This window comes from Plantibacter sp. MCCC 1A11337, assembly GCF_013349365.1.
Taxonomy (GTDB): domain Bacteria; phylum Actinomycetota; class Actinomycetes; order Actinomycetales; family Microbacteriaceae; genus Plantibacter; species Plantibacter flavus_A.
This window is the reverse complement of the sequence record NZ_JABJWX010000002.1, coordinates 14,261-37,726: the sequence shown is the minus strand read 5'-3', so window position 1 is coordinate 37,726 and position 23,466 is coordinate 14,261. Positions and strand designations below refer to the sequence as shown.

Annotated in this window: 29 protein-coding genes; 16 read left to right on the top strand and 13 right to left on the bottom strand. The window is 69.6% G+C overall.

The window, feature by feature from the left end:
* Positions 1 to 17 precede the first annotated feature (17 nt).
* Together HOW07_RS07485 and HOW07_RS07480 are read right to left on the bottom strand one after the other, a co-directional pair.
* Positions 18 to 1,169 (bottom strand): anhydro-N-acetylmuramic acid kinase, encoded by a 1,152-nt coding sequence (locus HOW07_RS07485; protein WP_175116555.1) that lies wholly within the window; start codon positions 1,167 to 1,169, stop codon positions 18 to 20.
* Between the two features lie 8 nt (positions 1,170 to 1,177).
* Positions 1,178 to 2,500 carry an MFS transporter gene (locus HOW07_RS07480; protein WP_064295641.1) on the bottom strand — a complete coding sequence of 441 codons (1,323 nt, stop codon included), beginning with the start codon at positions 2,498 to 2,500 and terminating at the stop codon, positions 1,178 to 1,180.
* 202 nt (positions 2,501 to 2,702) lie between these two features.
* Here HOW07_RS07480 and HOW07_RS07475 point away from each other — a divergent pair, with 202 nt between their 5' ends.
* Entirely contained in the window at positions 2,703 to 3,593 is an 891-nt protein-coding gene (locus HOW07_RS07475; protein ID WP_121289396.1) for a MurR/RpiR family transcriptional regulator, read from the top strand.
* Between the two features lie 54 nt (positions 3,594 to 3,647).
* On the opposite strand, the gene HOW07_RS07470 is transcribed toward HOW07_RS07475, so the two are convergent.
* Positions 3,648 to 4,439 carry an SDR family NAD(P)-dependent oxidoreductase gene (locus tag HOW07_RS07470; protein ID WP_175116554.1) on the bottom strand — a complete coding sequence of 264 codons (792 nt, stop codon included), beginning with the start codon at positions 4,437 to 4,439 and terminating at the stop codon, positions 3,648 to 3,650.
* 96 nt (positions 4,440 to 4,535) lie between these two features.
* Here HOW07_RS07470 and HOW07_RS07465 point away from each other — a divergent pair, with 96 nt between their 5' ends.
* Complete coding sequence (locus tag HOW07_RS07465; protein ID WP_121289390.1) at positions 4,536 to 5,024, top strand: MarR family winged helix-turn-helix transcriptional regulator; 489 nt, start codon at positions 4,536 to 4,538, stop codon at positions 5,022 to 5,024.
* Positions 5,025 to 5,077: 53 nt separating this feature from the next.
* Positions 5,078 to 5,482 (top strand): VOC family protein, encoded by a 405-nt coding sequence (locus HOW07_RS07460; protein ID WP_175116553.1) that lies wholly within the window; start codon positions 5,078 to 5,080, stop codon positions 5,480 to 5,482.
* Here HOW07_RS07460 and HOW07_RS07455 read toward each other — a convergent pair.
* The gene (locus tag HOW07_RS07455; RefSeq protein ID WP_121289384.1) at positions 5,437 to 5,946 is read right to left on the bottom strand and encodes a hypothetical protein; all 510 of its coding nucleotides are present in this window, start codon (positions 5,944 to 5,946) and stop codon (positions 5,437 to 5,439) included. The genes HOW07_RS07460 and HOW07_RS07455 overlap by 46 nt on opposite strands.
* A gap of 143 nt (positions 5,947 to 6,089) precedes the next feature.
* Positions 6,090 to 6,563, bottom strand: coding sequence for a GNAT family N-acetyltransferase (locus HOW07_RS07450; RefSeq protein WP_175116552.1), 474 nt, complete (start codon positions 6,561 to 6,563; stop codon positions 6,090 to 6,092).
* A 121-nt stretch (positions 6,564 to 6,684) separates the two neighbouring features.
* On the opposite strand from HOW07_RS07450, the gene HOW07_RS07445 reads away from it, so the two are divergent.
* From HOW07_RS07445 to HOW07_RS07425, 5 genes are all read left to right on the top strand, one after another.
* Positions 6,685 to 7,242, top strand: coding sequence for a dihydrofolate reductase family protein (locus HOW07_RS07445; protein ID WP_175116551.1), 558 nt, complete (start codon positions 6,685 to 6,687; stop codon positions 7,240 to 7,242).
* Positions 7,243 to 7,326: 84 nt separating this feature from the next.
* Positions 7,327 to 7,710, top strand: a complete 384-nt coding sequence (locus tag HOW07_RS07440) for a cupin domain-containing protein (RefSeq protein WP_064295627.1) — start codon at positions 7,327 to 7,329, stop codon at positions 7,708 to 7,710.
* Between the two features lie 92 nt (positions 7,711 to 7,802).
* Positions 7,803 to 8,261, top strand: a complete 459-nt coding sequence (locus tag HOW07_RS07435) for an NUDIX hydrolase (RefSeq protein WP_175116550.1) — start codon at positions 7,803 to 7,805, stop codon at positions 8,259 to 8,261.
* Positions 8,262 to 8,293: 32 nt separating this feature from the next.
* Positions 8,294 to 8,608 carry a DUF6412 domain-containing protein gene (locus HOW07_RS07430; RefSeq protein ID WP_138945628.1) on the top strand — a complete coding sequence of 105 codons (315 nt, stop codon included), beginning with the start codon at positions 8,294 to 8,296 and terminating at the stop codon, positions 8,606 to 8,608.
* Between the two features lie 60 nt (positions 8,609 to 8,668).
* Positions 8,669 to 9,439, top strand: a complete 771-nt coding sequence (locus HOW07_RS07425) for a membrane protein insertase YidC (protein WP_175116549.1) — start codon at positions 8,669 to 8,671, stop codon at positions 9,437 to 9,439.
* 81 nt (positions 9,440 to 9,520) lie between these two features.
* On the opposite strand, the gene HOW07_RS07420 is transcribed toward HOW07_RS07425, so the two are convergent.
* Positions 9,521 to 10,591, bottom strand: a complete 1,071-nt coding sequence (locus HOW07_RS07420; protein WP_175116548.1) for a S41 family peptidase — start codon at positions 10,589 to 10,591, stop codon at positions 9,521 to 9,523.
* A gap of 124 nt (positions 10,592 to 10,715) precedes the next feature.
* Here HOW07_RS07420 and HOW07_RS07415 point away from each other — a divergent pair, with 124 nt between their 5' ends.
* Both HOW07_RS07415 and HOW07_RS07410 read left to right on the top strand, forming a co-directional pair.
* The gene (locus HOW07_RS07415) at positions 10,716 to 11,111 is read left to right on the top strand and encodes an SRPBCC family protein (RefSeq protein ID WP_175116547.1); all 396 of its coding nucleotides are present in this window, start codon (positions 10,716 to 10,718) and stop codon (positions 11,109 to 11,111) included.
* A gap of 76 nt (positions 11,112 to 11,187) precedes the next feature.
* On the top strand, positions 11,188 to 11,439 hold the full coding sequence (locus HOW07_RS07410; protein ID WP_175116546.1) for a hypothetical protein: 252 nt from the start codon (positions 11,188 to 11,190) through the stop codon (positions 11,437 to 11,439).
* Between the two features lie 111 nt (positions 11,440 to 11,550).
* Here HOW07_RS07410 and HOW07_RS07405 read toward each other — a convergent pair whose 3' ends face one another.
* Positions 11,551 to 12,600 (bottom strand): SDR family oxidoreductase, encoded by a 1,050-nt coding sequence (locus tag HOW07_RS07405; protein WP_175116545.1) that lies wholly within the window; start codon positions 12,598 to 12,600, stop codon positions 11,551 to 11,553.
* A gap of 85 nt (positions 12,601 to 12,685) precedes the next feature.
* Between HOW07_RS07405 and HOW07_RS07400 the strand changes: the two genes are divergently transcribed.
* The 3 genes from HOW07_RS07400 to HOW07_RS07390 all read left to right on the top strand — a co-directional run bounded on the left by HOW07_RS07400 (position 12,686) and on the right by HOW07_RS07390 (position 14,088).
* Positions 12,686 to 13,000 carry a helix-turn-helix domain-containing protein gene (locus tag HOW07_RS07400; RefSeq protein WP_175116544.1) on the top strand — a complete coding sequence of 105 codons (315 nt, stop codon included), beginning with the start codon at positions 12,686 to 12,688 and terminating at the stop codon, positions 12,998 to 13,000.
* Between the two features lie 99 nt (positions 13,001 to 13,099).
* Positions 13,100 to 13,708: a DUF3887 domain-containing protein gene (locus HOW07_RS07395; protein ID WP_121289352.1), complete on the top strand. Its 609-nt coding sequence runs from the start codon at positions 13,100 to 13,102 to the stop codon at positions 13,706 to 13,708.
* Positions 13,705 to 14,088: a hypothetical protein gene (locus tag HOW07_RS07390; RefSeq protein WP_175116543.1), complete on the top strand. Its 384-nt coding sequence runs from the start codon at positions 13,705 to 13,707 to the stop codon at positions 14,086 to 14,088. Before HOW07_RS07395 ends, HOW07_RS07390 begins: the two co-directional genes overlap by 4 nt.
* Positions 14,089 to 14,127: 39 nt before the next feature.
* On the opposite strand, the gene HOW07_RS07385 is transcribed toward HOW07_RS07390, so the two are convergent.
* The 4 genes from HOW07_RS07385 to HOW07_RS07370 all read right to left on the bottom strand — a co-directional run bounded on the left by HOW07_RS07385 (position 14,128) and on the right by HOW07_RS07370 (position 18,967).
* The gene (locus HOW07_RS07385; protein WP_175116542.1) at positions 14,128 to 15,759 is read right to left on the bottom strand and encodes a chromosome partitioning protein ParA; all 1,632 of its coding nucleotides are present in this window, start codon (positions 15,757 to 15,759) and stop codon (positions 14,128 to 14,130) included.
* A gap of 124 nt (positions 15,760 to 15,883) precedes the next feature.
* Positions 15,884 to 16,618 carry a FadR/GntR family transcriptional regulator gene (locus HOW07_RS07380; protein ID WP_121289343.1) on the bottom strand — a complete coding sequence of 245 codons (735 nt, stop codon included), beginning with the start codon at positions 16,616 to 16,618 and terminating at the stop codon, positions 15,884 to 15,886.
* 41 nt (positions 16,619 to 16,659) lie between these two features.
* Positions 16,660 to 18,126 (bottom strand): APC family permease, encoded by a 1,467-nt coding sequence (locus tag HOW07_RS07375; RefSeq protein ID WP_175116541.1) that lies wholly within the window; start codon positions 18,124 to 18,126, stop codon positions 16,660 to 16,662.
* A 4-nt stretch (positions 18,127 to 18,130) separates the two neighbouring features.
* The gene (locus HOW07_RS07370; RefSeq protein ID WP_175116540.1) at positions 18,131 to 18,967 is read right to left on the bottom strand and encodes a carbon-nitrogen hydrolase family protein; all 837 of its coding nucleotides are present in this window, start codon (positions 18,965 to 18,967) and stop codon (positions 18,131 to 18,133) included.
* Between the two features lie 124 nt (positions 18,968 to 19,091).
* Here HOW07_RS07370 and HOW07_RS07365 point away from each other — a divergent pair, with 124 nt between their 5' ends.
* From HOW07_RS07365 to HOW07_RS07355, 3 genes are all read left to right on the top strand, one after another.
* Complete coding sequence (locus tag HOW07_RS07365; RefSeq protein WP_175116539.1) at positions 19,092 to 20,147, top strand: nitronate monooxygenase; 1,056 nt, start codon at positions 19,092 to 19,094, stop codon at positions 20,145 to 20,147.
* A gap of 70 nt (positions 20,148 to 20,217) precedes the next feature.
* A complete protein-coding gene (locus HOW07_RS07360; RefSeq protein ID WP_175116538.1) occupies positions 20,218 to 20,877 on the top strand; it encodes a hypothetical protein in 660 nt (219 codons plus the stop codon).
* Positions 20,874 to 21,140, top strand: coding sequence for a hypothetical protein (locus HOW07_RS07355; protein WP_064296028.1), 267 nt, complete (start codon positions 20,874 to 20,876; stop codon positions 21,138 to 21,140). The genes HOW07_RS07360 and HOW07_RS07355 overlap by 4 nt, the downstream gene beginning before the upstream one ends.
* A gap of 231 nt (positions 21,141 to 21,371) precedes the next feature.
* Here the strand turns inward: HOW07_RS07355 and purB are convergent, their stop codons facing one another.
* Both purB and HOW07_RS07345 read right to left on the bottom strand, forming a co-directional pair.
* On the bottom strand, positions 21,372 to 22,754 hold the full coding sequence (purB, locus tag HOW07_RS07350) for an adenylosuccinate lyase (protein WP_175116537.1): 1,383 nt from the start codon (positions 22,752 to 22,754) through the stop codon (positions 21,372 to 21,374).
* Complete coding sequence (locus HOW07_RS07345; protein WP_064296030.1) at positions 22,751 to 23,278, bottom strand: low molecular weight protein-tyrosine-phosphatase; 528 nt, start codon at positions 23,276 to 23,278, stop codon at positions 22,751 to 22,753. The genes purB and HOW07_RS07345 overlap by 4 nt, the downstream gene beginning before the upstream one ends.
* Positions 23,279 to 23,466: the final 188 nt, after the last annotated feature.

Genomic DNA, 23,466 nt, shown 5'->3' with positions numbered 1-23,466 from the left:
CGTGGGGCTGTCGACGTTCATGCTTCGAACCGCAGCGAGCGAGGCGGCCCGTCGAGCGTCCGCGCGGGGAGCGAGCGTCCCGGGACGATCGCACCCAGGACGCTGCCGTGTGAGGCGCCGGTGGCCGAGGGGAGGGATCCGGCCTGGCCGTTCACCGTCAGGAAGCCGAGGACGGCGAAGGCGAGCGCCTCCTTCGCGTCGGAGGGGAGGCCCGCGTCGTCGCTGCTGACGACGTCGGCCTCGGGGAGTGCGGCCCGGATGCGCGCGACGAGCTGAGGATTGCGCACCCCTCCGCCGGCGAGGATGACGCGCTCCACCCCACGGACGGCGTCCGCCACGGTCCGTGCGGTCAGCTCGGTGAGGGTCGCGACGAGGTCCTCGATCGGAAGCGTCGGACGGCCGGCGAGCTGCTCGCTGAGGTAGTCGAGGTGGAACAGTTCCTTGCCCGTCGACTTCGGGGCGGGGCGCTGGTAGTACGGCTCGCGCAGGAGGAGGTCGAGCATCTCATGGTCGACGGTGCCACGCGCGGCGAGCTCGCCGTCGGCGTCGAACTGCCGGGCGCCGCCAGTGTGCTCGGCGACGACGGCGTCGATGAGGGCGTTCGCCGGTCCGCTGTCGAAGGCGATCGGGTCGTGGCCCGGCCGCACGATGGTGGCGTTGGCGATGCCGCCGAGGTTGACGGCCGCAGCGGTCTCGCCACCCAGCCAGAGCGCGTCGATCATGCTCACGAGCGGAGCACCCTGCCCGCCGGCCGCGACGTCACGCGAACGCAGGTCGGCGACGACGGTGCAGCCCGTGCGTTCGGCGATCCAGGCCGGCTGGCCGAGCTGGAGCGTGCCCTCGACCCGGCCGTCCTCCACCCAGTGGTACATCGTCTGGCCGTGGGAGACGATCAGGTCGGCCTCCCCGTCGCAGAGTTCCGCGACCGCTCGGACCGCGAGATCGGCGAAGGCCTGCCCGATCCGCGTGTCCAAGCGGCAGACGTCGTCGACACTGGTGGTCGCCGGCGGCAGGGCTGCGGTGATCGAGGCTCGCAGTTCCGGGTCGTACCCGGCGGTGATCATCCCGAGCGGGCGGACCACGAGCGTGTCGCCGTCCACGCCGATCTCGGCGGCGGCGGCGTCGATCGCGTCGTGCGAGGTGCCGGACATGAGGCCGATGACGCGCATCGGGCGGCTCACTTGCGCAGCTCCGCCCGGTGGGCGTTCCCGCGGAGCGTGCCGATGGCGATCGCGCTCACCAGGCAGGTCGCCATCACGTAGTAGGCCGGGACGTCGACGTTGCCGGTCGAGGCGATCAGCGAGGTGATGATGAGGCCGGCGCTGCCCGAGAAGACGGCGTTCGAGATCGAGTAGGACAGTCCGAGACCGGTGTACCGCACGGAGGTGGGGAACATCTCGGCGAGCATGGCGGGGCCCGGGCCTGCGATCAGGCCGACGACCGCTCCGGCGACGAACACGGCGAGGCCGTGGACACCGACGCCGAGGTCCGGGTTCTGCAGCACGTTGAGCAGGGGCAGCGCCAGGATCACGATGAGACCGGTGCCGGTGAGCATCACCCAACGCCGACCGATCCTGTCGGACAGCCAGCCGGCCGGGAGGATCGTCGCCGCGAAGCCGGCGTTCGCGAGCACCGTGGAGATCAGTGCCTCCTGGAAGGACGCGTTGAGGCTGCTCTGGAGGTAGGAGGGCATGACGACGAGGAAGGTGTACCCGGCGGCGGACCAGCCCATCAGGCGGCCGATCCCCAGGAGGATCGCCTTGGCGGTCTCTGCGGCACCCGCGCGGACGACGGGCTCGGCGACCTTGGTGGTGTCGGCGGTGGCGACCTTCTGGAACTCCGGCGTCTCTTCGAGCTTCAAGCGGAGGAACAGGGCGACCGCGCCGAGGGGGATGGCGAGCAGGAAGGCGATCCGCCAGCCCCACGCCGCCAGATCGGCTTCGGACAGCAGGGATGCCAGCAGCGCGACGGTGCCGGCGCCGCCGAGGAGTCCGAGTGCGACCGTGAACGACTGCCACGATCCGTAGAAGCCACGCTTCCCGGCCGGTGCGAACTCGGTCATGACCGAGACAGCGCCGCCGAACTCTCCGCCGGCGGAGAGGCCCTGCAGGATGCGCACGATCGTGAGCAGGATGGGCGCCGCGACGCCGATGGAGGCGTACGTCGGGAGGATGCCGATGAGGGCGGTCGCCCCGGACATCATGACCAGGACGAGGATGAGCGTCGGTTTGCGGCCGATCCGGTCGCCGATGCGGCCGAAGAGCGCAGCCCCGACCGGGCGGAAGAAGAAGGCGATCGCGAAGGACGCGTAGGTCGCGATGAGCGACTCGATACCGGTCTGTTGGCCGTCGCTGAAGAACTGTGCGGCCAGGATCGTGGCGAGGAACCCGTAGATCCCGAACTCGTACCACTCGATGAAGTTGCCGACGCTGCCGGCGACGATGGCCCGGCGTCGGGCGGTGCTGCTGATCACGTCGCTGCGTGGTGTGGAGCTGGTCACGGGACCTCCCTTGGTTCCTGGATCGTGCATGCCGGCAGTACCCGCGGTACTCCGCTATACGTGTCGGCCAGTCCGCACCTGAGGAGGGCACCGGTCGCGAGTCGTTGCAACAAACATACACAGTTTGACGATGGATGGTAATTTCCATACATCCCGCCGGTGGGTGCCGACGGTACAGTGTTCACGGTCGAGAGGAGCACCGATGGGAGCCGACGTCCACCGGACATCACGGGCGGTGTCCACCGAGGTGCGCGCCCGCCTCGACGAACTCCGTCCCTCCGAGCGGCGGATCGCCGAATCGCTGCTCGCCGACCCGGGCGCCTTCGCGACGCGGTCGGTCGCCGAGATCGCGGAGGAGGCCTCGACCTCGACGACGACGGTCGTGCGCTTCACGCGCAAGATCGGCTACGACCGCTTCAAGGACTTCCGCCACGACCTGACCGAGGAGAACCTCCGCGAACGGCTCGCGCTCGCCGGGACGAACGTGCAGTCGCCCGACATCGTCGCCGGAGACAGCCTCGACGACATCGTCGCGAAGGTCGCTGCGAACGAATCGCTCTCGATCGCCGACACTGCACAGGCGCTCGACACGGCAGCCCTCACGCGGGCGGTCGCAGCGGTCGCCGGCGCTCGCCGGGTCGACATCTTCGGTGTCGGAGCGAGCTCGATCGTCGCCGTCGACCTGCAGCGGAAACTCTCGCGGATCGGACGAGTGGCGCTCGAATGGCCCGACCCGCATGCCGCCTGGACCGCCGCGGCGATCCTCGACGAGCAGGCGGTCGCCGTCGCGATCTCGCACTCCGGCGCGACCGCGGACACCGTCGACTACCTCCGGCTCGCGGCCCGCTCCGGCGCGACGACCATCGCGATCACGAATCACGCGGAGTCGACCCTGGCGACCAGCGCGGACATCGTCCTCCAGACGTCCGCGCGGGAGACGGCGTTCCGTTCGGGAGCGCTCGGGAGTCGGATCGCGCAGCTGATGGTCGTCGACTGCCTCTTCATCGGCGTCGCCCAGGTCGACTCCGAGTCGTCCATCGGTGCGCTGCAGCGGACCTTCGAGGCGGTTCGGGAGCGTCGCTCCTCCGAGTGACGAGGGTGCCGGTATCCGATATTGACGCCGCCAGCCCCGTCGCAACCGGCCGGGCTAGAGCATCCCGGTCAGCACGCCGCCGTCCGCACGCAGGGTCGCACCGTTCGTCGCCGACGCCAGCGGGCTCGCGAGGTAGGCCGCAAGCGCGGCGATCTCATCGGGCTCGATGAAGCGTTCGAGCAGCGTGGTGCGGTTCTGGCCGATGATCGACGCCTTCACGGCGTCGGCCGGTGCGGACTGGTCGGCGGCGATGGCCTCGATCGTGGTGGCGACGCCGTCCGAGTAGGTCGGGCCGCCGAGGATCGTGTTGACCGTCACGGCGGTACCACGGGTCCGTTTCGCGAGTCCGTTGCCGAGGGCGATCATCGCCGCCTTCGTGACGCCGTAGTGGATCATGTCGGCGGGGATGTTCACGCCGGACTCGCTGCTGATGAACAGGATGCGCCCCCAGTCGCGATCCAACATGCCTGGCAGGACGTGCCGGGACAGTCGGACGCCGCTCATCAGGTTGACCTCGAGGATGTGGGCCCAGTCGTCGTCCGAGACGGACTCGAACTGCGCGAGACCGAACTGGCCCACGTTGTTCACCAGGATGTCGACGGCGCCGAGGTCGCCGAGCAGTCGCTCGACGGAGGCCGGATCGGCGAAGTCGGCGACGATCCCGTCGTGGCCGACGTCGGGGTGCATGCGCCGAAGTGCGGCGACCGCATCTCGCACCGCCTGCTCGGAGCGCCCGTTCACGATGACCCGTGTGCCCTCCGCGGCGAGCGTCCGGGCGATGGCTGCGCCGATCCCGCCGGTCGATCCGCTGATGAAGGCCGTCTTGCCTCGGAGTTGTAGGTCCATGTCATCTCCCTCTGTCGGCGATGCGCCGATTCACTTGCTCAGGAAAGTCACCATAGGTCGGTTCACTTGCTCAAGCAAGTCGAATAGGCTTGCCCCATGACCGATCCCGCCGAACGTCCCGGCCTCAGCGGTGATCGGCTTGCAGCCTGGGCGTCCGTCGCCACCCTGCTCGAGCGACTCCCCGCGGCCCTCGACGCCCAGCTGCAGCGCGACAGCGGGCTGAGCCACTACGAGCACGGGCTGCTCTTCGCGCTCGACACCGCCCCGGACCGCGCGCTCAGGATGAGCACCCTCGCCGGGTACGCGAGCAGCACGCTCTCCCGGCTCTCCCGCGCGATCTCGCGACTGGAGAAGCACGGCTGGGTGCGGCGTGAGGTCGACCCGAGCGACGGTCGGTTCACGCTCGCGGTGCTCACCGACGACGGGCACGCTCACGTCGCGCGGTCCACGCCCGCGCACCACGCCCTGGTCGAGGAGCTCGTCTTCGGCTCGCTCACCCAGGCGCAGGTGCGGCAACTGGCCGAGATCAGCGCGAAGATCGCGACGACGATCGACCCGACCGTGCCATGGGCGCCGTCCGAGTGAACCTCGGAAGAACGTCCTTGTGGACCCGCTCACGCCGGGCGTAGCTTGACCGCATGAGCCTCTTCATCACGTGTCCGGTCGAGAGCGTCGAACGCGCGACCGCCTTCTACGACGCCCTCGGCTGGACCCGCAACGCCGCGATGTCCACCGACCAGGTGTCCTGCTTCGAGATCGCTGCCGAGCAGTACGTCATGCTCGGCAGCCGGGAGATGTACGCGAGCGTCGGCGGCACTGAGGAGCTGATCGGTGGACCCGACACGCCCTCGAAGGTCACGGTCTCGTTCGACCTCGGGAGCCGCGAGGCGGTCGACGAGCTCGTCGAGCGCGCTGGGGCCGCGGGTGGACGGATCGGCGAGACCGACGACTACCCCTTCATGTACCAGCGCCAATTCGACGACCCCGACGGGTACCACTACTCGCCGTTCTGGATGAAGCCCGACGCCGAGCCGACCGACTGAGCGACCTCGCCGCGACACGGCACGGCGAGCAGGTCGCCGGGCGCGAGGTCGCGGGGGAGTGGCACGCGCTGCTCGATTCCGGCCTCGCTGCCGATGCGGAACGGCACCGTGTGCGTCGTCGACGCTCGCCCGATGAGCCGGAGTTCCGACCAGCACGGTTCGACGTCTGAGAGGCAGGCCTCGAGGGTGAGGTGATGGCCGTCCTCGTCGAAGATCGCCGTGTTCACGCGGACGACGACCACGGAGGTGCGTGCGGCGGGGGACGGGCACCCGCCCGTGCCGGGGATCACCGCTGCCGCCGAATGGACGCACGGGGTTCCGCACTGTTCGACCAGGCGCAGCATCGGAACGTCGTCGACGATCACGTCCGTGGTGCTGAGGTGGGTGTGTGCCGGCCAGCGGTCGGGGACGAACGGGTCCGGGATGCTGCGGCGGAGTGAAGGCAGGATCGTCGTGAGGGTCATGACCTCCGGTCTACGCCTCACCACCCGCGCGAGCCGCGGTCCTCACGGGATCCATACGTCGATCCCCGGAACCCCGACGGTCTCCTCACGTTCCGCTCGGGCGAGCGGAGCCATCAGGCCTCGACCATGGCTTGCATCTGCTGTCAGAGCTCGCGCGCGAACGACACCGTCGTGGTCGTGCGTCCGGTCTCCGCGAGTCCCGCCTTCAGGAGCACCCGCTGTGATGCGACGTTCGTGACGTCGGTCTCAGCGGCCGCCCGTTCGGCGCCGTGCGCTGCGGCGAACGACAGCGCGCCGACGACCGCTTCCGTCGCGAGTCCGACCCCGCGAGCGGCGGGAACGAGACCGTAACCGAACTCGACGCGACCAGTGCTGTCGGGCGGCCCGAAGAAGCCGAGTCCACCGACGGCCGAACCGTCGGCATCACGGATGAGGTACATCGTGAAGATCGGGTCGCTGACGGTCGATTCCGCAAGACCGCGCAGCGGGCCGAGCTCATCGGCGAATGGGTACTCCGGGTGCCAGGCGTCACCGTCACGCTCGTCGCGTTCGACGATGCGTCGCGCGAGCGCCGGTGAGATCGGTTCGAGGGTGGTTCGTTCGGTGCGGATGATCATCGACGCCAGTCTGGCAGGGCGACGAGACACCTGTGATCGACATCCGATCAGCGACGTGGTTCGCTGGCCAGACGGGTTCCCAGCGTCGGGAGGCCGTCGATCCGTGAGGGAGCGCAGTGCGATGAGACCACTCCGATACTCGATCAACGTCACGCTCGACGGGTGCTGTCATCACGAGGCGGGGCTCCCACCCGACGAGGAGTCGATGCGGTACTGGACCGCGCAGCTGGCGCGGGCGGACGCCCTCCTGTTCGGCAGGGTGACCTACGAGATGATGGAGTCCGCCTGGCGGAGGCCGGCCTCCGGCACCTGGCCGGACTGGGTCGAGCCGTGGCAGGTCCCCTTCGCGGAGACCATCGACCGGGCGGAGAAGCGCGTGGTCTCGAGCACGTTGAGTGATCCCGACTGGAACGCGGAGCTGGTCCGTGGCGACCTCGAGGAGGCGGTCCGGCGGCTCAAGGAGGAACCGGGCGAGGGCCTGTGGGTGGGTGGGGTGGCGCTGCCGCTCGCGCTGGCGGACCTGGGACTGATCGACGAGTACGAGTTCCTCGTGCAGCCGGTGCTTACCGGACGCGGCCCGACCCTGCTCGCCGGGCTGCGTGATCGCATCGAGCTCGAACTCGTGGACCGCCGGGAGTTCCGCTCGGGCGCGGTCGCCATGCGATACCGACCCGTCTGACGTCGTCGCCAGATGGCCCATGCTCGATGCCCCTGCTGAAGAGGGACGTCCGCATAAGCACTCCAGCCGGGAGAGGATGGACACATGAACGCTCTCCACGGAATCGACATCGCCGCCGAACTCCGACAGGTCGAGGCCCATTGGACGCCTCGAGTGGTCGGGCGGGTCAACGATCAATACGTGAAGGTCGCGAAGCTCCTCGGCCAGTTGGTCTGGCACGACCACGCGAACGAGGACGAGATGTTCCTCGTCGTCTCCGGCACGCTCCGTATCCAGCTCCCCGACGATGAGGAGGTCGTGCTCACGCCGGGCCAGTTCTTCGTCGTGCCGCGGGGCGTGCAGCACAATCCCATCGCCGACGAGGAGGTCGAGATCGTCCTGATCGAGACCGTCACGACTGCGCACACCGGCGACGTGATCGTCGAGGGCACGGTGCCCGTCGAGCGCCAGCTGGGCGACTTCCGCTGAGGACACGATCGCCGGACGGCTCGTGAACACCGCCGCTCAGGATGCGTGGGAAGGGACCGGTCACGCTCCCTGGGTTCAGGTACGCTCGCGGCGTGAACGAAGACGAGACGCTCGTCCACGTGACGTATGACGCGCCGTGGCTGCCTCCTGGAGGCCGGGCCGAGGTCGTCCGCCGGACGACGCCACCCCGGCCGATGTCGGTCGTGCGCCTGCTCCTGCGCGACTCCGACCGGGTGTTCTGCGTGCCGAGGCAGGGCACAGCTCGCCTCGATCTGCCGATGCTCGAGGCCGCACGCGATGACCCCGACGGCACCGCGACCGTCCGTGAGCTGGCGAAGCGCATCAACGGCGAGCACCTGACCATGCAGTTCGTCGGCGCCGTGCGCAACGTCGTCGAAGCGCCGAATGACGGATACGAGTGGCCGGCCCCGCTCGCCCACTTCGGCGTGTGGGCTTCGGACGCGGCCCCGATCACTGACGGCACGTGGGTGCGTCTCGACGATGACGAGTATCAGCTGCGCGACCGACACTGGTACCCGTTGGTGAACTGAGTCGACTTCGAGGGAGCTGCTAGCGTCGGAGCATGGTCGGTCTGCTCGAACTCGTGGCGCGGACGTTCGCGCTGCTGGGAGCAGGGGGCAGCGGCAACGTCGTGATCCCCGCCCTCATGGTGTTCGGGTTCATCGGGGCCGTTTCCGCGGCGGCTGTCCTCATCGCCGTCATCCTGCAGGTGCGGGTGACGCTCCGGCCACGCACCGGTCCGGTCGAGCTGCGCGAGGTCGAGAACCTGCGCGTGCTGGTCACGCACAACAACCCCGACGCACCGGGGCACGTCCGGTCGCGAGCACCCGGGAGCGCGATCGTGACCGTCAGAACGGCCGGCTTCAGCGTGCAGTAGCGCCCCGGTGGTCCGTGACGGTCGAACGATCCTCTTCCGTTCTCGATCGAAGGACCACTCATGGACCTCTCCACCATCCCGTTCGTCTCCACCATCCTCGACGGCCTCGCCGGGTTCGTCGCAGCCACCGGCGCCGCCCTCGAACCGTTCACCGGCTCGTGGGCGCCGCTCTTCGCCATCGTCGTCCTCACTGTGCTGGTGCGCCTACTCCTGCTCCCGGTCGGTGTCTCACAGGTCCGCGCCGAACGCACCAGGCGTCGCCTCGCCCCGGAACTCGCAGCCCTGCGGAAGCGCTACGCCGGACGCCCCGAGGAACTGAACCGCGCGCTCGTCGAGCTCTACCAGCGGCACGGCACCTCGCCGGTCGCGGGCTGCCTGCCGCTCCTCGCGCAGGCTCCGGTCGTCTCCGCGGTGTACGCGTTGTTCGTCCACCAGGACATCGCCGGTCACGCCAACACGCTGCTCTCTGCCGTGGTCGGGGGTGTCCCGCTCGGCTCGAACCTGTTCCAGCTGATCGGCACCACGGTCACGGCGGTCTGGCCGTTCCTCGTCGTCCTGCTGCTCCTCGCCCTCGCGATCGAACTCACGAGGCGCGCGAGTGCGCGTTGGACGGCCGTGCCCGACGAAGCTGCAGCGGTGCGGACGCCCGTTTCTGCGGGCACCGCCGCGATCGCGCCCATCATGCGCTGGCTCCCGTTCCTCTCGGTCGGCTTCGCGGCCATCGTGCCGTTCGCGGCCGCCGTCTACCTCGCGACGAGCGCGCTGTGGACGGTCGCTGAGCGGGCGGTGCTCCGCCGCACGCTCCGCGACCCGTTCGCACCCGCGGTCTAAGCGCATTCGATCGAGAGTGCTCGTTCTGCCCGCTGATCGGGCGCGGAACAGCAGAACGAGCACTCTCGATGAACGAGGTGTTCAGCCGCGGTTCGCGAGCCATGTGCTGATGGCTGTCGGCAGCTGCACGACGTCCTCGACGGGGGTGTCGGGCACGATCGGGACGCCGTAGCGCTTGCCGGTACGGTCGGCGTCGACGGCCACGGTCAGATTGACGACCGCGCCGTCGTAGAGGCGGACCGGCTGATTCGCCGTACTGAAGCCGTAGCTCGGCTGTCCGAACACGTGCACGTTCGACTGCCCGATGAAGGCGATCGCGACCGCCTCCGCGGAGCTACCGGTCATCCCGTTGATGACCACGGCGATCGGCCCGTGCACCTTCGGCTGCGGTGTCGTCGCCGCACCCTGTCGTGTGCCGTCGGACGAGACGGTCCCGCCGTCCACGGACACCGTCGTCGACCCGTCGACGGACTCGAAGGTCTCGACGGTCCCGTCATCGGGCAGCGGTGCCACGGCGGCCAGCATGGGCCACACGTTGCCGCCGTGGTTGTCCCGCAGGTCCACCACCCACGCTGAGGTGTCGGGCGCGGCGGCGGCGATCGCGTCGACGGCCGTATCGATGTACCGCTGGCCGAAGGAGTCCTCTCCGGAGCCGCCACCGATGAGCGTCGGGAGGCGGATGGTCGTCACGCCGTCAGCGCTCGTGACGGTGGGCAGTTCGTTCTCCGCCTTCGATCCCGACGACGGGCCGAACAGTTCGGCCGCGGACGCAGGATCGTTGAAAGTGGTGTGGGGGCCGCCCAGCTCGGCCGCCGCCTTGGTGAGCGGCCCGTAGGTGTCGGCGTAGTCGGACGCGTCCGCGACGGAGGCCAGAGCCCGCTCCCGCACCTGCGTGTAGCGGTCCGGCGTCGCGTCGATCCCCTGCCGCATCGCATCCAGTGCGACCTCGGCGTACGTCTGCGGCGACGGCGGGACGAGGTAGATCCCGTACGACCGCAGGAGCGGTGCGGCGGCGAAGGACCCACCGACGACCAAGGCCAGGAGGGAGGCTACGACGATGCCTGCGATCAAGCCACGTCGACGCCGACGATGACGCCGTTCCGCCGAGGCCGGTGGTGACGGGGCCGAGCGATCGCTGGTGTTCCGGGGCATGCCTCCAGGCTACGAACCATCGACGGTCGAATCGTCAGTCTGCAGCACGATCCCGCTCGCGGAGCATCATCCGCAGGCGGGACGTGGCTGATGGATGACACACCGAGGTGGCATGATGCCGTCCATGAGAAGTCGCCACGTGAGCCGGGTCATCCACGCGTCGCCGGATACCGTCTACGAGTACGCGTCGGACGTCGACAACCTCCCGCAGTGGGCGGCCGGTCTCGCACAGGCCGAGGTGGTCCGTGAGGGCGACGCGTTGTTCGTCGAGTCGCCGATGGGCCGGGTCGAGGTCCGGTTCGTCGAGAGCAACCGCTTCGGAGTGCTCGACCACGACGTGACCCTGCCGTCCGGGACCGTCGTGACCAACCCGGTCCGCGTGCTGGCGCATCCGGAGGGTGCCGAGGTGGTCTTCACGGTCCGACAGATCGAGCTGGACGACGCCGCGTTCGCGCGGGACCTCGCCACGGTCGAGGCGGACCTCGAGCGCCTCGATCGTCGGCTCACCGGGCATGAGTGATCGGCACCCGTTTGACCTGGCCGCGGTCTCGTCGGTTGGTGGGCCGTCGCTCCGGATCTCGCGATAGCGTCCTCCCATGGACTCGCTCGTGCAGCAACGGCTCGCCTTCGAACGTGAGCGCACCGTCGGCTGGGTGATGATCACGGTCGGTCTGCTCTTCGTGGTCGGCTCCGTCTGGTTCGCAGCCGCAGGCGCCCCGCTCAGCTGGGCGATGGCGGTGATCTGGACCGTCTGGGCGTGCTTCGGCATCCGGCGGGTAGTGGCTTCGCGTCGGACGCAGCAGACGTTCGAGCGGGAACACGGCGCTACCGCCGGCATTCGTCGATGAAGCAGGGCGTCGCCGTCCAGCTCACCGGTGGGCCGGTGTTCGGGCTCGAGGGGACGTCTCCTCCTCTCGATCCCTCGACATCGCCTTCGAGCAGTAGCCGGGCTCCGACGCTTACGGGATGAGTCGTTGCTCCCGCAGGTCCTGGAAGATGCGGAGGAACATCGCCTCGGTCTCGACGTACTCGTAGAAGCCGGCCCGGCGGGACTTCGAGGTGTCGGCGATGACGTCGTAGTCCCACGCGAAGACGAAGTCGCCGAACGCCCACGACGACACTGCTGCGTAGCTGGTGGGCGCGAGGCCGTGCCGCTCGACCATCGCGTTCCACAGGGCCTCCTTGTCGGCCATCACCTCGGAGAGGCTCATCTCGAGTGGCGGCGCGACGTCGAGGTCGAAGAAGGCGGCGATCTTCGGCCACATCGACGACCACCGGAACAGGTCGCCATTCGTGATGTTGAACGCCTCGTTGCGGGCATGCTCCGTGGTCGCCGCCCACACCGTGGCCTTCGCGAGGAGATCGGCGTCCGTCATCTCGATCAGGCTCGTGTACGCGCCGGGCTTGCCGGGAAAGCGAAACGGGATGCCGAGCTCCTTGCTCATGGACGCGTAGACGGCGATGACCATCGCCAGGTTCATCGGGTTGCCGAGGCCGATCCCGGCCACGACCGACGGTCGCAACGCCGACCACGACCAGCTGGCCCCGGTTTGGCGGCGCTCGAGGAACTGCTGCTGGTCGACGTTGAACTCCGGTGGCATGTGCGGCGGGTCGGACTCCTTCGCCGGTGTGGCGAAGGGCCCCAGGTGTGCGCCGTAGACCTTGTAGCCCTGCATCAGGCTGATGTGTTCGAGGCCCGGCGCGACGGGTTCGACGGCGTCGACGACGTTGGTGAGCATCGCGAGGTTCGGCGCGACGAGCTCTGCCCAGCTAGGGCGGTCCTGGTACGCGGCGTAGAAGATGTGCGTGATCTCGGACAGGCCCCGCAACCGGCGGATGGTCGCGTCGCGGTCGAGCAGGTCCACCGCGAGGTGCTTGACGGATGCCCGGTCGGTGCCGCCGCGGCGGGACAACCCGACCACGTCCCAGCCGAGCCCCTCGAGGTGGGTGATCAGGTTCCCGCCGATCACCCCGCGGGCGCCGACCACCAGTGCTGTGTGCTGCGTCATGACATCTCCATCGTTAGATCGCGATTTACCGATCCATAGTGTCGCACAACATCGTGGAATCGCGATATTGCGATATGGTTGATGTGTGACGAACGCTGACGAGTTGGACCTGGTGGCGATCTTCAAGGCGCTCGGCCATCCGACTCGCCTCGCGATCCTGGGGTGGTTGAAGGATCCGGAGTCGTTCCCGCCGCAGGATCAGCCGGCGGTCGAGGTCGGCGTGTGTCTCAAGCACATCCAGGCGAGGGCCGAGGTGTCGCAGTCGACCGCCTCGCAGTTCATGGCCACGCTCCAGCGCGCCGGCCTCGTGACGTGCACCCGGATCGGCCAGTGGTCGCATTACCAGCGCGACGAGGCTGCGATCGAAGCGCTCGGTCGGCAGGTGTCGCTGGCCGTTTAGTCCTTCGCCTCGACTCGCCCTCCAGGGTGGCTTGAGTGTCTGAGTGGCGAAGGCGGGCAGGGGCTGTACACCACCCGATTGTAAACGTATGGTTTACATATGCAAGATAAATTGACGGATGCGCTCGCGGAGCTGATGGAGCGCAGCGACCGGCTCGTCATGGCTCCGGTCCTCGGCGACCCGGCGGATCCGACCCGCCTGGTGCTCGGGGCGCTCGGTGTCCGCGAAAGCGCTGAACGCGTCGTCATCGCGGCGGTGCAGCAGGCCCGCCGCGACGGAATCAGCTGGCAGGCCATCGGCGACGCCCTCGGCGTCACCAGGCAGGCGGCGTTCCAGCGCTACGGCAAGCCCGTCGACCCACGAACAGGAGCTCCCATGAACACCACCCCGCTTTCCGACGCCACAACCCTCGCCGTGACGGTGATCGACGACCTCGCCGCCGGTCGGTGGGAGGACGTGACGGCGCGATTCGACCCCACGATGCGCGACGGCCTGCCCGCGACCGCGCTGGCCGCGGCCTGGGCGCAGATCGCCGGGCTCGCGGGTTCCTACGAGTCCCACGCCGAGCCCCAGGCGTCGCGGGCCGCAGACATCACCGTCACGAACACCCCGCTCGCCTTCGAGGCCGGCGACTACGTCGCGCGCATCGCGTTCCGCGACGATCGGACGATCGCCGGCCTGCACATCCTCGACGCGGCGTCCGCATGACTCGCCGCGGCGGTCGCCGCGGCCTCGTCGACGTCACCATGGAGGGCGACGAGGTCGTCGTCACCACGCGCGGGTGGTGGGCCTTCCTCAGCCTGCGCCGTCGGATCCGGCTTCCTCGCGAGGCCGTCCGTTCGGCTCACGTCTCCGGAGACCCGACGGCGGAGGTCCCGGTCACGTGGAGGTCCGGTGGCACCGGGACCTTCATGATCCGCGCCGGGTACTGGCGAGGTTCCGGCGTGCGCTCCTGGTGGTGCTACCGCTATGGGCAGCCTGCCGTGCTCATCGAGCTGACGCTCACGCGGCTTCGGGCCGTTGTCGTCATGACCGACGACGACGACGCGACGGTGGACGCCATCATGTCCGCGCGTCAGACGGCTTGACCGCGATCATGGCGACCTGAGGTGGCGCAGGTGTCCCGGTCAGAGTCCGCGGGACACCGCAGCAGCCGCTGCGAGCCACGCCCGCTGCGTGCTCGATCGCAGGGCGTCGTGACGGATGACGCCGTTCTTCAACGCGGGATCGAAGGGCACGACGACGACGTCGCGCACGTAGGGGCGGAAGTCCTCGGCGTAGGCGTTGGCGATCGACGTGTCCTTGGCCTCGGCCTCGGAGACGATGACGACGGCGTTGCGAGCGAGCTCGGCACCGCGCTCGCTCACCCGGCTGACGGCGGTGAGGGTGAGTCGCGCGCCCTCCTTCTTGTCCTCGACGGTCGTGGTCGGGATGACGAGCTGGTCGGTCAGCTCCACCATGCGCCGCCAGTTGGGGGCGCCGGCCGAGTTGCCCGAGTCCATGACGATCAGGCGGTAGTACTTCGCGAGGACGCGGTGGACGAGGTCGACCTCGTCGGCGGTCACCACGTGCTCGCCGTCCGCCGCGGATCGCAGCACCTCGTACTTGTCGCCGGGCTGGTGGTGGACGAACCGCGAGAGGTCTGCCCGCTCGGCGCCGGGGGAGAGGAGGTCGCCAGCCGCGGCGAGGAGGTCGAGGACGGTCGAATCGTGGCCGCCCTGCTCGGTCCGCCAGCCGAGCGTGCCCATGGTCTCGTTGTTGTCCCAGGCCGCGACACCGCCACCGCCGTACCGGGCGAAGACGGACGACAGGTTGACGACGGTCGGCGTCTTGTTGGCGCCGCCCTTCTGATTCGCGACGGAGATGGTGCGACGCCTCGGGAAGTGGCGTGACACGGCGTGGACGTCGTCACGCTCGGCGCGCTCGGTCGCGGACGGCGGTACTGAGAAGCCGAGCTTGTTGAGCAGGCCGGCGAGCCCGTGCTGCGCCGGGCCGATCGTGGGTGGCGCGAGGAACGAGGGTGCATCGCGCAGATCGCGGCGAGCCGGGGCGGCCGGCTGGCCGGGAGCCTGCTGCTGCGGAACCGGGGGCTGCTGCTGCGCGGGCGCGGCCGGCGGCGCCTGCACCGACTGCTGTGCCGGGACGGCACGCTGCGCGGGTACGGGCACCTGCTGCGCGTTCGGCTGATTCGAGATCGGCTGGAACGGCGGTGTGTCGAACGCGGGTTGCTGCACGGTCGGGCGCTGTGGCGGGACGGGCTGCGGCGTCGTGGTCGACTGCGGGTTGGCGGAGACCGGCGGCGCGGCCTGCGCCGAAACCGGCGCAGGTGTCGACGGCTGGGCGGGTGTGGCGCGGGGCGGTGTCTGCGGCTGAGCAGGGACCGGGCGCGCTGGTGCCGATTGTGAGGGCGTGGGCGGTGGCGCCTGGATGAGCGGCACTCGTTGCGCCGCTGCGGGCTGTGGCGTGGCCCGCTGCGCGGTGCGCGCGGGCGCTGCGGACTGCGGTTCCTCCTGCAGTTCGCCGTCGACACCGATGAGGAGCACGGTGACGCTCGTCGGGTCGGTCACCGTCACACGGATCGGTCGACCCGCCTTTCGGGCCTCCGCCTGCATCAGTTCGACGAGCTGGCGGCGGGCCGTTCCCGCGTCGGTGGCGCTCAGGTACTGCTCGGCGGTGCCGACGCGGAACACGCCGGAATTGTCCGCCAGCAGCGATGCCGTCATCGGCGGGAAGTCCTGTATCGAGGCCTTGTCGATCATGCTCTCACTCCTTCGCGGCGGGGGTGAACCCGTCCCCACTATGCCTTAGTACGGCGCATGTCGGATTTCCGGGCCCGGCCTTGACGCCTCGCCGAGGGCGCGCGTTGGGTCGTCTCCGGGCGCTTCAGGGAGCGGATTGCGCGCCGTCGGCGGGCCCCGCGAGGCCGACGTACATCGAGCGGTGGAGCTCTGCGACGTGGTCGAAGGCCAGGCGGCTCGCGGCTGCCGCATCGCCGACGCGGAGCGCCTCGACGAGCTGAGCGTGCTCCTCGTTCGACGCGCGCAGGTACTCGATCCGATAGGGGATGAAGTAGGAGTACAGCTCACGGGACACGCGGTCGTGGAGGTCGGCCGCGCCCGGCACGCCCGCCGACATCGCCAGCTCGGCGTGGAACGCCGCATCCGCCTCGCGGAACCGGCTCCAGTCCGGCTCGGTCCGCATGGTCGCCACGAGGTCGTCGAGTCGGTGCAGGGAGGACGCCCCTGGTGCCGCGGCAGCCCGCGCCGCCAGCCCGGCTTCGAGCGTCGCGCGCTGATCGATGAGCGCGTGCACGTGGACGGCGTCCTCGCGGTAGGCGGCGATCTCGGGAACGGTGCCCACCGCGGGTGCATCCGAGATGAACGTGCCACCCGTGTTGCCCTGCCGCCGGACGACGACGCCCTCGTCGCTCAACGCGCGATAGGCGCGCCGCACCGACATCTCGCTGACCCCGAACGCTCGAGCCGCTTCCTCTGGTGCCGGGAGCCGTTGGCCGGGCACCAGCATCCCGAGCTCCAGCGCCAGCGAGATGCGCGCGCGGACGGTGTCGACGGCGGTCGTGCGTCGGATGGCTCCGAGCGAGGGCGAACCCAGATCCATGGCACCCCCGTCTCGTCGCTGCTCGACTCCGCGACCCTGCCTCAGCCGGCCGTCGGCTGGTCGGCGGTCGCCTCGCTCACCGCGCCGTCCGGCTCGGCGTCCAACGGGAACCGCTTCCCCGCCACGATACCGATCAGCATGGCGACCACGGGGATGAGGGCGAGCACGACACTCACGGTGACGCTTCCGCCGGTGACGAGCGTGAAGTTCGACAGCACCAGCCACAGCGCGAAGGCGAGTCCCATCACCGCGAGGATCGGGAACACCCGCGCACCCCAGGTGCGGCCGGCGACGAGCTCGGGTCGGCGCGCGAAGAACACGAGGACGGCGATCGAGGTCGTCAGCATGAGCAGGACCATCCCGACGGTCGCCACCCCGGCCATGGATCCGAAGACCCCGACGAGCGGGTCGAGGCCGGCGAGCGCGAGCGCGGCGAGGACGATGGCGGCTGTCACCGTCTGCACGATCGAGGAGGTCGACGGGGAGTGGTGCGCGGGGTGACGCCTGCCGAGGCGGGCGGGCAGCACCGACTTCTGCGCCAGCGTGAACTGGTAACGCGCGATGACGTTGTGGAACGACAGCACGCACGCGAACAGGCTCGTGATGAGCAGCACCTGGACGACATCGCGCATGATCGGGCCGAGGTAGGTCGTCGTCGTGTCGAGCAGGAGGTTGCCGTCGCCGGCGAGCGTCTGCTGGGCGACCGCGACGGCGTTCCCCGCGCCGACGCCCGTCACGAGCGCCCAGCAGGAGATGGCGTAGAACACACCGATGATGACGACGGCCAGGTACGTGGCTCGCGGGATGGTGCGTTCCGGGTTGCGCGCCTCGTCCCGGAAGACCGCGGTCGCCTCGAACCCGATGAAGCCGGTGAGGGCGAAGAGCACGGCGACGCCGATCCCACCGGTGAAGATGTTGGCGGGGTCGAAGGTCTCGACCGCGATGCCGTCCGCACCGCCCGTCGCGAAGATGACGACGTCGAGCACGACGACCACGAGGATCTCGAGCGTCAGTGCGATGCCCAGTACCTTCGCGCTCAGGTCGATGTGTCGGTAGCCGAGCACCGCGACGATCGCCATCGTCGCGAAGGAGTACAGCCACCAGGGCAGGCTCGGGCCACCGAAGTACGTGACGAGGTCGTCGAGCGCCCAACCCATGTAGCCGTACACGCCGACTTGGATCGCCGTGTAGGCGACGAGCGCGGTGAAGGCGGAACCGAGGCCGAGACGAGAGCCGAGTCCCGCCGTCACATAGGAGAAGAACGCACCGGCTTCGCGGACGAACGGCGTCATGGTGACGAAGCCGACGGAGAAGACGAGGAGGATCACGGCGGCGAGGGCGAAGCCGATCGGCGCTCCGGCGCCGTTGCCGGTCCCGATCGCGATCGGGACGTTGCCGCCGATCACGGTGAGTGGTGCTGCGGCGGCGATCACCATGAAGACGATGGAGCCGGTACCGAGTTGGCCGTCGAGGCGCTGGCGCGGCTCGGCGATGGGGTTCACGGTCATGAGGTCACTTTCCGGGGGAGTCGGGGGACTCGGAGGGGGAGGGGAGGAGGGACGGCGTCCCTCGATACAGCTCGGCGCGGCGGTCGGCGAGGTAGGGGTTCTCCTGCCTGGCGCGCTTGGTGGCCTCGGGATCGATCGTGGCGATCATGAGACCGACGGCGTCCGCGTCGAGCGCGTCGAGGACCACGCCGTCCGGACCGACGATGCTGCTGCGGCCGACGTAGGTGAGGTCCCCTTCGGAGCCGACGCGGTTGACGTAGACGAGGTGGACCTGGTTCTCCCAGGCGCGCACCGGGATGAGCCGTTCGGCGATGTGCGCGTAGGGCTCCATCTGCGCGGTGGGGACGATCACGACGTCGGCGCCGTCGAGGGCCGCCGCGCGGACGGTCTCGGGGAACTCGACGTCGTAACAGATGAGGACGGCGACGCGGACGCCGCCAAGGTCGACGGTCGGCGCGAGGGTGTCACCGGCCACGAACAGCTCGCGGTCGAGCTCGCCGAACAGGTGCGTCTTGCGGTAGCGGAGCAGCTCGGACCCGTCAGGACCGATGAGGACGATGGCGTTCGCGACGGCTCCGCCCGGGAGCGGCTCGGGCAAGCCGGCGAGGATCGCGATCCCCGTCCCGGCGGCGATGGCGGCGACCCGGTCGACCAGCTCCGGCGTGGCGAGCGGGGCGAGACGGTCCCCGAGGTTGTAGCCGGTGATGAACATCTCGGGGGTGACGAGCAGGTCCGCGCCGCGATCCGATGCCTGCCTGGCGGCGTCGGCGACGAGCGCGAGGTTCGCCTCGACGTCTCCGGGGACTCCGTGGTGTTGCAGTCCGGCGATGGTCAGGGTCATGGCGGTGGAGCTCCTCTGCAGGCGTGCGTCGATGCACTCAGTAAACAACTCAAAGTGAGCTGTTTGATGTCCATCATGTTTCGATCCGGTTTCACCCGCAAGAGGCGAGGGACATACTGGTGGCGTGCGCGCCCTTCCTGTCGATGTCCCGATCGTGCTCGGCCCCTTCGGAGGCTTGTCCTCCGTCGAACTCACCGCGACGGTGAGTGAGCTGGGCGGCCTCGGTTCCTTCGGCCTGTACGGCTACGACGCCGAGCGCATCGAGCGGACGGTCACGGCGCTCCGCGAAGGGACCGCGGCGCCGTTCGCACTGAACCTGTGGCTGCCGCGTGGAGACGAGCTGTCGCCCGACGACTCCGAGGCGTCCTTCGCAGCCGCGGTCGAGGGGCTCCGACCCGTGTTCGACGAGTTGTCACTCGAGCTGCCCGATCGCCCGGCCCGGTACATGCCGCCGTTCGACGAGCAGATCGAGGCGGTCCTGGAGGCGCGGCCCGCCGTGGTCAGCTTCGTCTTCGGGGTTCCACCGCGGTCGGTGGTCGACGCGGCGCGCGAGCGGGGCATCGTCGTGGTCGGGACGGCGACCACGGTGGCCGAAGGGCTCGCCCTGCAGGAGGGCGGCGTCGACGTCGTCGTCGGCACGGGCATGGAGGCCGGCGGCCACCGCGTCTCGTTCCTGCGAGCAGCCGAGGACTCCCTCGTCGGCCTGGTCGCCCTGATCCCGCAGCTCGTCGACGCCCTGGACGTCCCGGTGATCGCCGCCGGCGGTATCGCCGACCGACGTGGTGTCGCCGCCGCGCGGGCACTCGGCGCCGCCGGCGTGCAGGTCGGGACCGCCTTCCTCCGCACGAGCGTCTCCGTGGCGACGGCCGAGCATCGAGCGGCCATCGTCTCGACGCCCGCCGACGGTACCGTCCTCACGCGCGCGATGAGCGGCAGGCTCGGACGGGGTGTCCCGAATCGGGTGTTGCGCGAGATCGAGGCGTCGGGGGTCGTCGCCCCGTTCCCGGTCCAGAACTGGCTGACCGGGCGGTTCCGCACCGTCGCCTCGGAGCAGGGCGTCGCAGAGCTCCAGGGCTTCTGGGCTGGGCAGGCGTCACTGCTGACCCGCGATCGGGCGGATGCCGAGGCCGTCTTCGCGGAACTCGCCGCGGGCCTGTCGGTCCCACCCAGGGCACCCTGACCCCGGTCCGCGTCGCCCGCAGGACCGCGTAAGCTGGAGTGGACTTCCTGCAAGAGATGAGACGTTCACCGTGCCCAGCATCCCGTTCGACGGCGCCAAGCACGATCGGTACTGGATGGTCCCGATCCTGCGTGCGGTGATCGCGCTCGCCACGGCGGGGGTCGTCACCTTCACGCAGGGCCACTCCTCGCAGTTCGGCCTCGTGGTCTTCGGGGTCTTCACGCTGCTGTCCGGCGCGATCGTCGGCGCCTTCGCCTTCCCGAACTTCTCCGACACCGTGACGCGCGCCTTCTTCCTCGGGCAGGGCGTCATCGGCGTCGTGACCGGCGTCTTCTCGCTGCTGGTGAGCGGCGGCGGGCTGAGCATCTTCCTCTACGTCGTCACGCTGTGGGCGGCCCTCACCGGATTCCTCGAGCTGTACAGCGGGATCCGCTGGCGCGGACGCCTCGCCGCGGCGAAGGACTGGACCGCGGTCGGTGCCTTCACGGTGCTGCTCGCCATCGCGACGCTCCTCGTCCCGCCGGGACTCGAGCAGCGATTCGCCGCCCCGGGAGGTGTCGAGGGTGTCCTCCGTGCGGACATCGTCGTCGTCGGCCTCGTCGGGGCATACGCCGCGATCATCGGCGTCTACCTCGTCATCGGCGGACTGTCGCTGCGGTGGGCGGGCAAGCGCCCGGTCGCCGGCGCAGTCACCGACGACACCACCGGCACGGCGGGAGCCGCATCATGAGCAAGCCCAACCGCGACGACGTCCTGCGGCCGATCGAGCTCCTCGTGCTCTCGGGCGTCATGGGGGTCTTCACCGGCGTCGTCGTCCTGATGTCGACCCGTGAGATCGTCCTCGCGCTCATCGGCCTGGGCATCGCGTTCATCGCCTCGCTCGTCGTCCTCGCGATGCTTGCGCTCGCCGTGAAGCCCGACTTCCAGGAGAAGCTCGACCTCGACGAGCAGGACGGCGACGACAAGCGTCCGCCGCGTCCCTCCGGCCACTGAGCGTCTCGTCCCTCCGGACCTGAGCGCTTCGCCCGGTCCCCAAGCGTCCCTTCCGGTCACTGACTGCCGGATCCGGTCGCTGAGCGATCCTTCCGGTCTCTGACTGCCGGATCCGGACCCCGGGTGCCCCTTCCGGTCCCCGGGTGCCCCCTTCCGGTCCCTGAGCCTGTCGAAGGGCGTCGACAGGCTCGGTGACCGGTCTCCCGTTCCCCGAGCCTGTCTCCGGGCCGTCTACGGCAGGTAGTCCACCAGGTCGTCGGAGAGCCCGAGGTACGTCGCCGGGGTGAGCTCGAGCAGGCGCTGCTTCGCGGCGTCGCCGATGTCGAGCTTGGAGACGAACTCGACGAGCTCCGCCTGGCCGAGACGCTTGCCGCGCGTCAGCTCCTTGAGGAGCGCATAGGGGTCCTCGATGCTCGAGCGACCCGCGGTCACCTCGGCGCGGATGACCGTCTGGATCGCCTCCGCGAGCACCTCCCAGTTGTGGTCGAGGTCCGCGGCGAGCACGTCCTCCGCGAGGTCGATCTGCCCGAGTCCGCCGAGGATGTTGTCGAGGGCGAGCAGCGAGTGGCCGAACCCGACACCGATGTTGCGCTGGGCGCTCGAGTCGGTGAGGTCGCGCTGGAGTCGTGAGGTGACGAGGGTGGCGGCGAGGGAGTCGAGGATCGCGCTCGACAGCTCCAGGTTGGCTTCGGCGTTCTCGAAGCGGATCGGGTTGACCTTGTGCGGCATGGTCGACGAGCCGGTGGCGCCCGCGACCGGGATCTGCCGGAAGTAGCCGATCGAGATGTACGTCCACATGTCCGTGGCGAGGTTGTGCAGCACGCGGTTGGCGTGGGAGATCTTGCCGTAGAGCTCCGCCTGCCAGTCGTGCGACTCGATCTGCGTCGTCAGCGGGTTCCAGTCGAGGCCGAGTCCCTCGACGAACTCCCGCGAGATGGAGGGCCAGTCGGCGTCGGGGTCGGCGACGACGTGGGCGGCGAACGTGCCGGTCGCGCCGGAGAACTTGCCGAGGTACTCGTTCGCCTCGATCTGCAGGGCGATGCGCTCGAGTCGGTAGACGGTGACGGCGAGCTCGCGGCCCATCGTGGTGGGCGTCGCCGGCTGGCCGTGCGTGCGGGCGAGCATCGGGACGGCCCGGAAGTCGACGGCCTTGGTGCGCAGTGAGTCGAGGACGAGGCGCAGCTTCGGCAGCCAGATGGCGCGGACGGCCTGCGACACGGTGAGCGCGTAGGAGAGGTTGTTGATGTCCTCGCTCGTGCAGGCGATGTGGGTCAGTTCGGCGATGCGGTCGAGACCGAGCTCGGACAGGCGGTGGCGCACGAGGTATTCGACGGCCTTCACATCGTGACGCGTGACAGCCTCCTTCTCGGCGAGCCAGTCGATGTCGGCCTGTCCGAAGTCGAGGTAGAGCGCGCGGAGCTGCTCGATCTCCGCCGGGGTCAGCGGGGAGGATCCGAACATCGAGTGCTCTGTGAGGTAGACGAGCCACTCGACCTCGACCTGCACGCGGGCGCGGTTCAGGCCGGCCTCCGAGAGGTACTCTCCGAGCGCCGTCACGGCGGGGCGGTAGCGACCGTCGAGCGGGCTGAGCGGCTGGGCGGGGAATTCGGTCATGGGGTGGCTCCCTGGGTCAGTGCTGGTTCGAGCTGGTGGAAGAGGGATCTGCAGGCATGGTCGATCATGCCGAGGACGGTCTCGAACATCTGGGCGTCCGAGTAGTAGGGGTCGGGGACGTCGCGGGTCCCGGAGGTGCTGTCGAAGCTCAAGAGCAGGTGCACCTTGGAGCGGTCGGTGTCGTTGCCCGCCCAGGCCCGCAGGATGCGTTCGTGACTGCGGTCGAGGGCGACGACGAGGTCGTAGCTGTCGAAGCGGTCGGGGTCGAACTGCTTGGCCCGGTGGGCGGTGGCGTCGTGGCCGTGCGCTCGCAGCGCGGTGACCGTGCGGTGGTCGGCGTGCTCGCCGACGTGCCAGTCGCCGGTGCCGGCGGAGGAGACCTCCACGACCCGCTCCAGCCCGGCAGCCGCGACGAGGTCGGTGAAGACGCTCTCGGCCATCGGGGATCGACAGATGTTGCCCGCGCAGACGAAGCACACGCGGAACGGGGTTGTGCCGGGGTCGGCCTCCCCGAGGGTGTTCATGCGTCTATTCTGGCCGACCGCGCCCGAGCCGTCGAACCGTTCTCGACTGACTCCGCTCCACAGTTCCACTCCGGTGAGCTTCCTCCACATCAGCACGGTGTGCCGTCGTGACCGCACCGCCGGTTGGGCAGAGTCGAGTGTGATGCCGGCGGTGGGCGGGCGGAGGGCGAGGCGACATGGCGTTGGAG

Excerpts from the sequence above, each read along its gene's own strand:
- HOW07_RS07485 (WP_175116555.1), bottom strand. The coding sequence starts at position 1,169 with ATGCGCGTCATCGGCCTCATGTCCGGCACCTCGCACGACGCGATCGAC.
- HOW07_RS07475 (WP_121289396.1), top strand. The coding sequence starts at position 2,703 with ATGGGAGCCGACGTCCACCGGACATCACGGGCGGTGTCCACCGAGGTG.
- HOW07_RS07470 (WP_175116554.1), bottom strand. The coding sequence starts at position 4,439 with ATGGACCTACAACTCCGAGGCAAGACGGCCTTCATCAGCGGATCGACC.
- HOW07_RS07465 (WP_121289390.1), top strand. The coding sequence starts at position 4,536 with ATGACCGATCCCGCCGAACGTCCCGGCCTCAGCGGTGATCGGCTTGCA.
- HOW07_RS07460 (WP_175116553.1), top strand. The coding sequence starts at position 5,078 with ATGAGCCTCTTCATCACGTGTCCGGTCGAGAGCGTCGAACGCGCGACC.
- HOW07_RS07455 (WP_121289384.1), bottom strand. The coding sequence starts at position 5,946 with ATGACCCTCACGACGATCCTGCCTTCACTCCGCCGCAGCATCCCGGAC.
- HOW07_RS07450 (WP_175116552.1), bottom strand. The coding sequence starts at position 6,563 with ATGATCATCCGCACCGAACGAACCACCCTCGAACCGATCTCACCGGCG.
- HOW07_RS07445 (WP_175116551.1), top strand. The coding sequence starts at position 6,685 with ATGAGACCACTCCGATACTCGATCAACGTCACGCTCGACGGGTGCTGT.
- HOW07_RS07440 (WP_064295627.1), top strand. The coding sequence starts at position 7,327 with ATGAACGCTCTCCACGGAATCGACATCGCCGCCGAACTCCGACAGGTC.
- HOW07_RS07430 (WP_138945628.1), top strand. The coding sequence starts at position 8,294 with ATGGTCGGTCTGCTCGAACTCGTGGCGCGGACGTTCGCGCTGCTGGGA.
- HOW07_RS07425 (WP_175116549.1), top strand. The coding sequence starts at position 8,669 with ATGGACCTCTCCACCATCCCGTTCGTCTCCACCATCCTCGACGGCCTC.
- HOW07_RS07420 (WP_175116548.1), bottom strand. The coding sequence starts at position 10,591 with ATGCCCCGGAACACCAGCGATCGCTCGGCCCCGTCACCACCGGCCTCG.
- HOW07_RS07415 (WP_175116547.1), top strand. The coding sequence starts at position 10,716 with ATGAGAAGTCGCCACGTGAGCCGGGTCATCCACGCGTCGCCGGATACC.
- HOW07_RS07410 (WP_175116546.1), top strand. The coding sequence starts at position 11,188 with ATGGACTCGCTCGTGCAGCAACGGCTCGCCTTCGAACGTGAGCGCACC.
- HOW07_RS07405 (WP_175116545.1), bottom strand. The coding sequence starts at position 12,600 with ATGACGCAGCACACAGCACTGGTGGTCGGCGCCCGCGGGGTGATCGGC.
- HOW07_RS07395 (WP_121289352.1), top strand. The coding sequence starts at position 13,100 with ATGCAAGATAAATTGACGGATGCGCTCGCGGAGCTGATGGAGCGCAGC.
- HOW07_RS07390 (WP_175116543.1), top strand. The coding sequence starts at position 13,705 with ATGACTCGCCGCGGCGGTCGCCGCGGCCTCGTCGACGTCACCATGGAG.
- HOW07_RS07385 (WP_175116542.1), bottom strand. The coding sequence starts at position 15,759 with ATGATCGACAAGGCCTCGATACAGGACTTCCCGCCGATGACGGCATCG.
- HOW07_RS07380 (WP_121289343.1), bottom strand. The coding sequence starts at position 16,618 with ATGGATCTGGGTTCGCCCTCGCTCGGAGCCATCCGACGCACGACCGCC.
- HOW07_RS07375 (WP_175116541.1), bottom strand. The coding sequence starts at position 18,126 with ATGACCGTGAACCCCATCGCCGAGCCGCGCCAGCGCCTCGACGGCCAA.
- HOW07_RS07370 (WP_175116540.1), bottom strand. The coding sequence starts at position 18,967 with ATGACCCTGACCATCGCCGGACTGCAACACCACGGAGTCCCCGGAGAC.
- HOW07_RS07355 (WP_064296028.1), top strand. The coding sequence starts at position 20,874 with ATGAGCAAGCCCAACCGCGACGACGTCCTGCGGCCGATCGAGCTCCTC.
- purB (WP_175116537.1), bottom strand. The coding sequence starts at position 22,754 with ATGACCGAATTCCCCGCCCAGCCGCTCAGCCCGCTCGACGGTCGCTAC.
- HOW07_RS07345 (WP_064296030.1), bottom strand. The coding sequence starts at position 23,278 with ATGAACACCCTCGGGGAGGCCGACCCCGGCACAACCCCGTTCCGCGTG.